The sequence below is a fragment of the Arcobacter caeni genome (genome assembly GCF_003063245.1).
Lineage (GTDB): Bacteria > Campylobacterota > Campylobacteria > Campylobacterales > Arcobacteraceae > Aliarcobacter > Aliarcobacter caeni.
The window spans coordinates 110328-121649 of record NZ_MUXE01000007.1; the positions used below are offsets into that span (position 1 = coordinate 110328).

An 11322-nucleotide genomic window follows, 5' to 3' on the forward strand; every position below is an offset into this window, starting at 1 on the left:
TTCTCTTTTTTAAAGTACTAAATAAATATAAATGCACCTAAAATCATAACTGCAAGATATAAAGATCCAAATATTGCGCCTAAAGCCCACCATTTGCCTTGAGAAATATATCCAGCTCCATACCAAATAGGTGATGGACCAGTTCCATAAGGAGTTATAATTCCCATAACACCTAAACTTCCTGCAAGAATAATTGTAAATGGAACAATTTGTTCAGGAGTTAATAAATTAACTGCAATTGCCATAAAGATTGGAATAAGTGCAGTAACATGTGCTGTAACACTAGCAAAAAAGTAGTGTAACAAGAAAAATAAAACAAGTAATGAAATAATAAGAGTTGTTGGAGCCATACCTGATAACATTGTTTGTGTATTTGCTCCAATCCAAGCTAAAACACCAACTTTTTGAAGTCCAGATGCCATTGCAACTAAAGATGAGAACCAAATTAATACATCAAATGCTGCTTTGTTTGAAATTAAATCATCCCAAGTAATTACATTTGTTAAAACCATAATAGCAACAATTGAGATAGCAACAGTTGTTGCATCTACACCAAACTCTTTTCCAAATATCCAAAGAATCAAAGCAACAGTAGCAAGAATACCCATTAAATACTCTTTAAATGTAACAGGACCTAATGTTTTAAGTTCTTCTTTTGCCCAAGCTGGAGCTTCTGGAGATTTTTTTTGAGTTGGTGGATAAACTACATAAGCTAACCAAGGAGTTAATAAAAAAAGTGGAATCATAAGTGGTAACATAACAGATGACCACTCAACCCAACTAATTGCATGACCTGTACTTTTAGTGATTAAATCAACTGCAAGTAAGTTTGGAGCAAGAGCTGTTAAGAACATAGAACTTGTAACACAAGTAGTCGCAATTGCAACCCATGAAATATAAGCACCTAATTTTCTTGGATCCTTATCCGGATATGAATCAAAAATATGCGGAATATTAATAGCAACAGGGTAAACAGAACCACCACTTCTCGCTGTATTTGATGGCATAAATGGAGCTAAAACTAAATCTGAAAATGCAACTGCATATCCAAGACCAAGTGAGCTTTTACCCATATATCTAATCATAATTAATGATACTCTTTTTCCAAGACCTGTTTTTTTGTAACCAAGTGCAAACATAAATGCTGCAAAAATTAACCAAATAACACTATTTGAAAAACCAGACAAAGCCCAAGCTATACCATCTTTTGGACTTCCAATTAGTCCTAAAAGAGCAACCAAACAAATACCTGTAAAACCAACAAGTGCCGCTGGAACTGGTTCTAAAATAAGACCAACAACAACAGCAAAAAAGATTGCTAAGAAATGCCAACCATTTTGTGTTAATCCCGTTGGTGCTGGAATAAACCAAAGTATAAGTATAAGCGCGATTGGAATAATCATTTTTATTGCTTTACTAGACATAAAATCCTCCTAATGAATTTTTCATATTATATTATTATTTGAATACAAATAAGGTTATAAAAATTTTAAAATAACTGAAATACTCATAAATTGAATAATAATTCATTAATTATTTATATCTAAGATTTGATATACTTCATAAAAATTATAAATAAAGGGTTCAGATGAACTTTGAAACGATTTTAGGAAAAGTTGATTTTTTAGAATTTCTAAGAGGTAAAAAAGCAACATTTTTATTAAGTGCAAGTGTTACAAAAACTTGTGAGATTCCAAATATTTCACAAGCTGGAATTCCTGGCAAATTATATTTAACACCAACTTTAGATGCAGAATTTTTGTGTACAAAACAAGTTCGTTCAATGCCTGATATTGCGCAAACTCCAAAAGGTGTTCCAACACCTGCACTTATTACAAGAGCTGTTCATGAGTTAAAAGCTTATTCAAATATAGAAATATTAGATTTGGGGTTAGATGTAGTTCCTCAAATTGATTATTTTAAAATTCATGATTTTGCAATAAAACCAAGTGCTAGAATTGATGATGGAGCAAAAATTCCTGCTTTGGAAATTTTCCAAAAAGGTATTGAATTTGGTCAAAATTATCAAATTAATGACGATTATGTAATTCTTGCAGAATCAATTCCAGCAGGAACAACAACAGCAAATGCAACAGCTTTGGGTTTAAAATATGAATGTGAGGGATATTTTTCAAGTTCATATAAAAATAATCCAAGTGATATAAAAAATCAAACAATGCAAAAAGCTTTAAAAAGAGTAGATTTAAATGGTGATTTATTTGAAATACTTTCAAGTATAAGTGATAATATGATTATTTTTAATGCTGGATTTATTTTAGGAAGTAGGGTAAATAATCTAAAAATTATTCTAGCAGGTGGAACTCAAATGGCAGCTGTTTTACTTGTGGTGAACTCTATTTTAAGAAGTATGGGTGGAGTTATTGATTCTTCAAATTTAGCACTAAGTACCACAAAATGGATAAATAAAGATGAAAACTCAAATATTAAAGCACTTTTAGAGCAACTTGATTTCCCAATAAATGCTTATGCTAGTGATTTTGATTTTAGTGAATCTTCTCATCCTGCATTAAAATTATATGATGAAGGTGAAGCAAAAGAGGGTGTTGGTTGTGGTGGAGCTTTATGTTATGCGGCAATTAATGGACTTACAAAAGAGCAAGTTACAAAAAAAGTAGAGAGTTTTTTAGGAGTATAAAATGAAAAAAAAAATATTATCAGGGTTTTTATTTGCACTTTTATTAAGTGGATGTAATATGAAAGAACCCAAACAAGTACAAGAGTGGAAAATACAAGATGACCCATATTATAAACACAAAAAAAGCCAATTTGAAATGTTAGCCCAAAATGATAAATATAAAGTAGTTATGTTGGGTGATTCAATTACTGATGAGGGCGAATGGGCTGAGTTATTGGATTCAAGATTGATTCAAAATAGAGGAATTAGTGGTGATACAACAGATGGAGTTTTACAAAGACTTGATAGTATCAATAAAAGCGTAAAACAAGTTTTTATAATGATAGGTGTAAATGATATTATGAGAGGAAAATCTGTTGATGAGATTTTTACGAATTATCAAAAAATAGTTCAAATATTAAAAGAAAAAGATATAAAAGTGTATATTCAATCAACTCTTTATGTTGGTGAAAAAAGAGCAGAGAATTTTAATATAAAAGTTGAAAATTTAAATACAAAATTAAAACAATTTGCAAGTCATAATAATTTGATTTTTATAGATTTAAATAAAATATTATCATCAAATAAAATGCTAAAACATGAGTTTACATCGGATGATTTACATATAAATGGGAAAGCTTATGTGTTATGGGCAGACGAGATTAAAAAATATATTTAATCTCACCTTATATTATTTTGTGAATTTTATAGTTAAATCTTTGTAGTTCTTCAAAGTGTTTTCTAGATTTTCAAGAAATATCTCAGGTGCATATACAAGTAAATCTTGAATAGTATGAAATCTGTCTTTTGGGATATAAATTTTAGAAGTTTGCTCCGAACAAACCTTTGATTTGATAAACTCTTTTTCCTCACTAGAAGCATTTTGTAAAATATGCTTCAAATAAATTTTTCTAGCACGACCGCTATCATCAAAAAGTAACTGCTCAGGAATCTCTAAAACTTCTGCTATATATGGGATAAGTTCGATTTTAAGTGCAATATCACCATTTAGATATGCATAAATAGCTTTAACTGTAGGAATTTCTCCAGTACTTTTTAATTTCGGTTCGAGAGTGATAAGTTTTAATGCAAAATTTTTCTTATTTATTTTTTTTTCTTTTATTAATAGATTTATTTTTTCATAAACTTCCATATTTTCAGCCTTTTATAGAAATTTTATATATAATTAATCCCTATAATAAGGAATAATCTATAATTAAGGCTATATAAATAGAATTATTCTATAATACAAGAAAAAATTTGGATTATTAAAATGAATAAAAAAACAAAAATATATTTTATAGGTATGCTTTTAACAGCCACTTTATTAATTAGTATTTTTTATTTTGTTTTTTCTTCAACTTTATTAGGATGAAAATGAAAGAAAATAAGAACATTACGGAAGAGGAAATAGACTTAAGAGAGTTATTTCAAATAGTGTGGAATAAAAAAGTATTTATTATATTTTTTACTTTATGCATAACTATAATTTCAGCCTTTTATATTTATTCTAAAACACCAATATTTGAAGTGAAATCACATGTAGAATTAGGTTATATAAATAAAGAAATAATTGAAGATATTAATTCCTTAGAACAAAAATTAAAAGTAGTATTTTCAATTGAAGATGTGAAATCTGAAGCTAATAGTTTTGAAAAAGGTGTTGTTACATCAATCAAACAAGTAAAAGGTGTAAAAAACTTTTTAGAAATAAAAACTGAAGCATTTACAAATGAAGTTGCAATTGTTAAAAATAAAGAAGTTTTAGAATTTATTCAAGACTTATCCGTAGAGAAAATAAAAGAGTATAAAACATCACTTGATAATAGTATTTCGGATACAAAAAGAGAGATAGATTTTATACAAAATGTTAATGTGAAAGATATAAAATCACAAATAAATATAATAAAAGAGCAGGAAATAAAGGATATTGATAGACAAATTGATATTTTGAAAACACAAAATATTAAAAATATAGATAGAGAAATAAATTTACTTAAATCACAAGAAGTTCCAACTTTAAAAAAACATATAAATTTTTTGTCTAAAACACATATAAAATCTTTAGAAAATAAAATTGAGTATTATTCAAAAAATTTACAAAAGTATATTTCAGAAACTAATAAGATTAATCAATATATAGAAAAATTAGATAACACATCATCTATGATAGCTTCTGTTCAAATATTAAATTATCAAAATCTAATAACAAATGCACAAAATGAAATAAAGGATTTAGAATTAGAAATTGAAGTAATTAAAAATGAAACTATTCCAAAATTAGAATTTGACCTTGAAAATATTACGACAATTAAAATAAAAGATTTAGAAGATAAAAAGAAAAATATTTTAAATGTTGATATTAAAAATCTTGAAAATAAAAAAATAAATATATCAAATGAGCTAATTAGAAAACTTGAAGATAAAATAAATGTTGAATTTCAAACAAAAATATATCAATTAAATGAGAAAATGGATATACAAAATTTCAAAAAAAGTGAACAAAATCTTGCAAATACAAAATTAGTTGGAGAGTATTTAGTGAATAATTTTCCAGTTAAACCAAAAAAATCTTTGGTTATTGTAGTTTCATTCCTAACTGGATTTATCGTATCTATATTTTTAGTATTTCTTTTAAACTTTATAAATAATCCAAGAAAAGAATCTTAAAAGCAAGAATAAAAATTATATTTAACCCCAATTTCATATCGTAAAAGCTAAAATAAAAATTACTAAACAAATACACTATATTTTAGGACTTTTATGGATATTTTTATCTCAACGTTTTTAAAGATATTTTTTCTGATGACACCATTTTTTGTGTTAACAATGTTTTTAACCATGACAAAAGACGCAACAATTGCACAACGAAAAGCTTTGGCTATAAAAGTTACTATTTCTGTGACAATAGTGAGTTTTATATTACTTTTTTTTGGAAAACATATATTCTCTATTTTTGGAATAACTGTCGATGCTTTTAGAATAGGTGCGGGTGCTTTATTATTTTTAACGGCAATTGATTTAGTACGAGGAAAAGAACATGAATCAAATGTGGATGATAAAGACATTTCTCAACTAGCAGTTGTTCCTTTATCGATGCCTATGATAATAGGACCTGGAACTACTGGTATTTTGGTTGTTATGGGTGCAACTTTTACTGATTCTTCATCTTTTATAATAGGAACAATGGCACTTATGAGTGCAGTTCTAGTTATTGGTTTGATGTTATATACCGCAAGTTTTATTGAAAAAATTATTGGTAATGAAGCACTTATTGTAGTTTCAAAAATCACAGGTTTAATTTTGGCTGCTTTATCTGCTCAAATTGTATTTACTGGTATTAAAAACTTTTTGGCTTTATGATGAAAATATTCTATTTTGGTGGACAAAAATCAGGAAAAACAAAAGCTGGAATTAAAAAAGCTTTAGAATTATCAAAAGATGAAAAACCATATTATGTGGCAACTTACGATAACTCTTTTGGTGATGATTCTATGAGTGAACGAATAAACAGACATATTATTGAGAGAAAAGAAGATTTTATCACTATTGAAGAGTCAAAAGATTTGACAAAAATAGTTGAATCAAATAAAACATATTTGATTGATTGTATTTCTATGTGGCTTTTTAATAATCTACAAAATAGTGAAGAAACTTTAAAAACTCAACTCCAGAAGATTTGCCAAATAGATGCAAACATCATTTTTATTTTAAATGATGTTTCATGTGGGATAATTCCACTGGATAAGGAATCAAGAAGATTTGTAGATTTTTCAGGGCTTATTGGACAAGAATTATCAAAATTATGTGATGAAGTTTATGAAGTGAAATATCGAATTGAAAGAAGATTAAAATGAAACAAATATCAAACGCTTTTTTATTTGCGCTTTCATACTTTTCTATTATTCCCGTATTTGTAAAAAATATGGAAATAAACAATGAAACTTATAAATATACTTTGGTTTTATTGCCACTTGTTGGAGCGATTTTAGCTGCTTTGGTAATAGGTTTAAATCTTGGTTTAAATGAATTTTTTAATCCTTTATACTCTTCATTTGTTTGTGCAGTTGTTTATTTGGCACTTTATGGCTTTATTCACACAGAGGCAATAATTGATGTTGTTGATGCGTGGTTTGCAACTTACAGTGGAAAAGATGCTTATAAAATCATGAAAGAATCGACTATTGGAGCAATTGGCGCTTTATATGGTGTTGCTTTTGTTTTATTAAAAGTGGGAATAATTACTTATGTTTTATATGAAAAACAATATGCCCTTTTTTTCATAGTTTGCATTTTTTCAAGATTGAATCTGATTTATCTTCTTGGGTATTTTAAATTTAGCAAAGATAGTTTTTTATCTTTAGCTTTTGCAAATTCTGGAATATTTCAACTAAAAATTTTTGCTTTGATTTATGTGATTATTGCATTTTTTATTGGTTCAAATATTTTGGTTTTATTTGTTTTAAGTTTGGCAAGTTTTTACATAATTCTAAAAATCTTAAACAACAAATTTGGTTTTGTAAATGGAGATTGTTTAGGTTTTACCCTTGAACACACAGAATTAATACTTTTAAATATAGGATTAGCGATAATATTATGAAAACTTTTGAACATGGCGGACAAATAGAAAAATTTGCCTTTGATTTAGGATGTAGTGTTAGTGAAATTATTGATTTATCATCAAATATAAATTTTGTAAAACCTCAAATAAATATCGATTTTAACTCTTTAGATATTTCATCTTATCCAACTTATGATAAGTTATATGAAAAAATAGCTTTTAATTATGGAGTTTCAAGTTCTCAAATTGAGCTTTTCAACGGTGGAAGTTCTGCGATTTTTACTCTATTTAAACATCTAAATCTAAACTCGTGTACGATTTATTCACCTGCATATTTGGAGTACAAAAAAGCTTCTTTGAATTTTGGATATGAGTTACAAACTATAAATAGATTTGAAAATGTAAATGAAAATGTAAAAGAGAACTCTTTAGTAATTTTTGTAAATCCATCAACTCCTGATGGAAAATATTATGACTTAGAAGAGTTGATGCAAACTTGGATTGAAAACTCTTGCACGATTTTAATAGATGAGAGTTTTTTAGATTTTTGTGATAAACCCTCTGCTATAAAATATTTAGAAACTTACGATAAATTGTATATTCTAAAATCAATGACAAAGTTTTATTCAAGTGCAGGAATACGAGTTGGAACAATAGTTTCAACAAAACAAAATATTGAAAAATTAAAAAGATTTGAGCCAATGTGGAAATTATCACAATTTGACTCGAACTATTTACAAGCAGCTTTAGATGATAAACTTTTCAAAAATATCTCAAAAGCAATAAATATAAAAAATAAAATCGAATTAGAAAATATCTTAAAAGAGTCAGATTTAATCGAAGAGATTTTTGAAAGTAGTGCAAATTATTTGCTTGTGAAACTCTCAAACCTAAATGCAAAAGAGTTTCAAGAAAAACTAAAACCATATAAAATAATGGTTAGAGACTGCTCAAATTTTGACTATTTAGATGAGAGATTTGTACGAATTGCAGTTAAAAGTTCAATCGCAAATGAAGTTTTACAAAAAGCTTTAAAAGAAATATGTTAATAAAAAACAGATTTTTAAAATATTTTTCTTTTTTATTAAGTGCAATATTTATTGTGTATGTGATTTATTTGATAATCTCATCTTTTATAATAGTTAAAAATCAGTTCATAGATATTGGTGATGCAACTTATGTAAACCAAGTCCGAACCGATGATTACACCATGAAACTTGCAGATTTTCTAACAAAAGATTGTAACAAAAACAAAATCTGTGAAGTTCAATTAATGTTAGATTTTGTAACAAAAATTCCATATAAAATAAATGAAAGTATCGCCAGAAGTTCAAAACAAGTTGTTGAACAAAACTTTGGAGATTGTGATGATAAATCAAATTTGTTGATTTCTATGTTAAAGGTTCGTGGATATGAAGCTTATTTTGTTTTAGTTCCCAAACATATTTTTGTGATAATAAATCTTGAAAATATAAACCTAAATTCAAAAGCTTTATATTTAAATGATAAAAGATTTTATATTTTGGAAAGTACGGCTGAGAATTCAAAAATAGGTTTTCCTTTGAGATATAAATTTGAAGAAATAGAAGCTATCGTTGACCCCTTTGTAAATAAGAAATTAGTAGTAAATAGTTTGGAGTATAAATAAAAATTATTTGACAATAAATATAATAAACAATATAATAAACAATATAAAAGGAGTTTATTATGTATAAAACAGTTAAACCAACAACATTTACTTTATCATTAGAATTACTTGATGATTTAGACATTATGTCAAAAGAATTAGGTAAAAAGAAAACAGCAATTATTAGTGAAGCTCTTGAAATGTATATGGATTATCAAGATATTCAACTTGCTAAAAAAAGATTATCTCAAAGTACCGGAACAATAAAAGCAGATGATTTCTTCAAAGAATTAGGTGTATAAATGTACACCCTTGAATTTGAAAAATCTGTAAAAAAAGATTTTAAAAATATAAATATTTCAGATATAAAGTTCATAAGAGATTTATTATATAGTTTCGTAGAAAATTTCTCTTTTGAATATGAACAAGAACTTTTAAAAACTGGCAAAATTAAAAAACTTCAAGGTATGGATGAAGAACTTTATAGATTAAAACTAAGAACTTATAGAGTGATTTACAAAAAAGAGGAAGATAGACTTATTATTTTAGTAGTGTCTGTAAAATCTAGAGAGAATTCTTATAAGAAATAGGTAAAAATGCAAAATATTTCAATTTTTGGCACAAGCTCAGACGCAGGAAAATCAACAATAACATTTGTAATAGCAAAAATACTTCAAGACTTAGGCTACAAAGTTGCACCTTTTAAAGCACAAAATGTATCAAATAATTCTCATGTTTGTGATGATGGAAGTGAAATTGCTATTGCTCAGTATTTTCAAGCTGAGGTTTTAGGAGTAGAAACTTCATATCATCTAAATCCAGTTTTACTAAAATCTGGTCGTGGAAGTTCGGCTTCTTTGATAGTTGAGGGGAAAGTTGTAACTTCTAAAGATGTACGAGAATATTATCGTGATTTAGACTTACTTAAACCAGCCGTGAAGCGATGTTTTGATTATTTGGATGCAAAGTATGATTGTGTTGTTTGTGAAGGTGCTGGCAGTCCCGTTGAGTTAAATCTTATGGATAAGGATTTATCAAATATATTTATGGCGACCCAATACAATACAAAAATCATTTTAGTTGCAGACATAGAAAAAGGTGGAGTTTTTGCTTCTATTTGGGGCGTTTATAATCTATTGCCTGAACATTTACGAAAAAATGTAATAGGTGTGATTGTAAATAAATTTAGAGGTGATTTAACTCTTTTTGATGAGGGAATACGAATTATCCAAGAGGATTTTAAAATTCCAGTTCTAGGAGTATTGCCATATCTTCCTTTTAATCTTGGATTTGAAGATAGTGCATCTTTGAAAAACTTTGTTCAACAACCACGAAATAAAAAACTTGATATTGCTGTAATTGCATATCCATACATGAGTAATTACAACGATTTTGAACCTTTGATTGCAGATGATGAGGTTTTTGTGGAGTTTGTTAGTTCTAATATTTCACTTGAAAAGTTTGATTTAGTGATTTTGCCAGGAAGTAAACTTGTAATCAAGGATTTGATTTGGTTAAAAGAAACTGGACTTTTTGAGCAGATTAAAAACTACAAAAAAGATATTTGTGCCATTTGTGGTGGTTATGAAATGATGTTTGAATCACTAAATGACATTTATGCTTTGGAAAATGAACAATCACTAAAAGAAGAGGGTTTTGGTTTTATTCCCGATAATATTATTTTTGAAAAAGAGAAAATTTTAGAGAAAAAAACTTATGAGTTATTTGGAGAAAAAATAGCTGGTTTTGAAATACATCACGGAATTAGTAAAAATTATCCTTTGTCTTTTGAAAAAGAGAATTTTAAAGGAACTTTTGTTCATCAGATTTTTGATAATAATGAGTATAGAACTAAATATTTTAAATCTATAAAAGCTGATTATATAGGTTTTGATTTTCAAGAGTATAAAAAACAAACTATTGATAACTTTATTTCTACACTAAAAGCAAAACTTGATGTTGAATATATTTTAGAAAGTATAGGAAAATAAATTTTATGTTTTTTGAAGTAGCTTTGATAGCATATATTATTGATATGATTTTTTCTGAATTCCAAAGATTTAAATATTTTAAACATCCAATTATTTTTATGGGAGATTATATTTCTTGGTTTGAAAAGAGATTTTATAAAAACTCTATTTTTAGAGGTTTTCTTTTAACTCTTTCTTTGCTTTTTGTAGTTTTCATAATAGTTTACCCCATTTCATTTATAAATAATATTTTTATTCAAGGAGTATTGGCTTCTTTTACGCTTTCATCAAAAATGCTTTTTGATGCAGTTAAAGATGTGGTATCAAATGAGAATATAGAAGATAAAAGATATAAAATTTCTATGTTAGTAAGTCGTGATACTTCAACTCTTTCAAATAGTGTGGAGAGGTAACATAAATTCATACTCAGAATTAAAAGATTCTGAGATAAAATAAATGAATAAAGGTTGCAAATGAGACAAAGTAAATATAGTCAAGAGTTTAAGGATTCAACAGTACAGTTGATTAT

General features: G+C 27.0%; 14 protein-coding genes. 12 read left to right on the top strand and 2 right to left on the bottom strand.

Annotated elements, in window-relative coordinates; all coding sequences use genetic code 11:
• Positions 1-17: 17 nt before the first annotated feature.
• Positions 18-1424, bottom strand: a complete 1407-nt coding sequence (locus tag B0174_RS06510) for a DASS family sodium-coupled anion symporter (RefSeq protein ID WP_108558859.1) — start codon at positions 1422-1424, stop codon at positions 18-20.
• 164 nt (positions 1425-1588) lie between these two features.
• On the opposite strand from B0174_RS06510, the gene cobT reads away from it, so the two are divergent.
• Both cobT and B0174_RS06520 read left to right on the top strand, forming a co-directional pair.
• Positions 1589-2656, top strand: a complete 1068-nt coding sequence (cobT, locus tag B0174_RS06515; protein WP_108558860.1) for a nicotinate mononucleotide-dependent phosphoribosyltransferase CobT — start codon at positions 1589-1591, stop codon at positions 2654-2656.
• Position 2657: 1 nt separating this feature from the next.
• The gene (locus B0174_RS06520; protein WP_108558861.1) at positions 2658-3314 is read left to right on the top strand and encodes a GDSL-type esterase/lipase family protein; all 657 of its coding nucleotides are present in this window, start codon (positions 2658-2660) and stop codon (positions 3312-3314) included.
• A 12-nt stretch (positions 3315-3326) separates the two neighbouring features.
• Here the strand turns inward: B0174_RS06520 and B0174_RS06525 are convergent, their stop codons facing one another.
• On the bottom strand, positions 3327-3788 hold the full coding sequence (locus tag B0174_RS06525; protein ID WP_108558862.1) for a hypothetical protein: 462 nt from the start codon (positions 3786-3788) through the stop codon (positions 3327-3329).
• Positions 3789-4012: 224 nt separating this feature from the next.
• Between B0174_RS06525 and B0174_RS06530 the strand changes: the two genes are divergently transcribed.
• From B0174_RS06530 to B0174_RS06575, 10 genes are all read left to right on the top strand, one after another.
• Positions 4013-5305, top strand: a complete 1293-nt coding sequence (locus tag B0174_RS06530) for a GNVR domain-containing protein (protein ID WP_165790398.1) — start codon at positions 4013-4015, stop codon at positions 5303-5305.
• A 93-nt stretch (positions 5306-5398) separates the two neighbouring features.
• Positions 5399-5998 (top strand): MarC family protein, encoded by a 600-nt coding sequence (locus tag B0174_RS06535; RefSeq protein ID WP_108558864.1) that lies wholly within the window; start codon positions 5399-5401, stop codon positions 5996-5998.
• Positions 5998-6492, top strand: a complete 495-nt coding sequence (locus B0174_RS06540) for a bifunctional adenosylcobinamide kinase/adenosylcobinamide-phosphate guanylyltransferase (protein WP_108558865.1) — start codon at positions 5998-6000, stop codon at positions 6490-6492. The genes B0174_RS06535 and B0174_RS06540 overlap by 1 nt, the downstream gene beginning before the upstream one ends.
• Positions 6489-7235: an adenosylcobinamide-GDP ribazoletransferase gene (locus B0174_RS06545; RefSeq protein WP_108558866.1), complete on the top strand. Its 747-nt coding sequence runs from the start codon at positions 6489-6491 to the stop codon at positions 7233-7235. The genes B0174_RS06540 and B0174_RS06545 overlap by 4 nt, the downstream gene beginning before the upstream one ends.
• Entirely contained in the window at positions 7232-8245 is a 1014-nt protein-coding gene (locus tag B0174_RS06550; protein WP_108558867.1) for an aminotransferase class I/II-fold pyridoxal phosphate-dependent enzyme, read from the top strand. The genes B0174_RS06545 and B0174_RS06550 overlap by 4 nt, the downstream gene beginning before the upstream one ends.
• Entirely contained in the window at positions 8239-8844 is a 606-nt protein-coding gene (locus B0174_RS06555; protein ID WP_108558868.1) for a hypothetical protein, read from the top strand. Before B0174_RS06550 ends, B0174_RS06555 begins: the two co-directional genes overlap by 7 nt.
• Positions 8845-8903: 59 nt before the next feature.
• Positions 8904-9125, top strand: coding sequence for a hypothetical protein (locus B0174_RS06560; RefSeq protein ID WP_108558869.1), 222 nt, complete (start codon positions 8904-8906; stop codon positions 9123-9125).
• A complete protein-coding gene (locus B0174_RS06565; protein ID WP_108558870.1) occupies positions 9126-9413 on the top strand; it encodes a type II toxin-antitoxin system RelE family toxin in 288 nt (95 codons plus the stop codon).
• Between the two features lie 6 nt (positions 9414-9419).
• Positions 9420-10814 carry a cobyric acid synthase gene (locus tag B0174_RS06570; RefSeq protein ID WP_108558871.1) on the top strand — a complete coding sequence of 465 codons (1395 nt, stop codon included), beginning with the start codon at positions 9420-9422 and terminating at the stop codon, positions 10812-10814.
• 5 nt (positions 10815-10819) lie between these two features.
• On the top strand, positions 10820-11206 hold the full coding sequence (locus tag B0174_RS06575) for a cobalamin biosynthesis protein (RefSeq protein WP_108558872.1): 387 nt from the start codon (positions 10820-10822) through the stop codon (positions 11204-11206).
• Positions 11207-11322 lie beyond the last annotated feature (116 nt).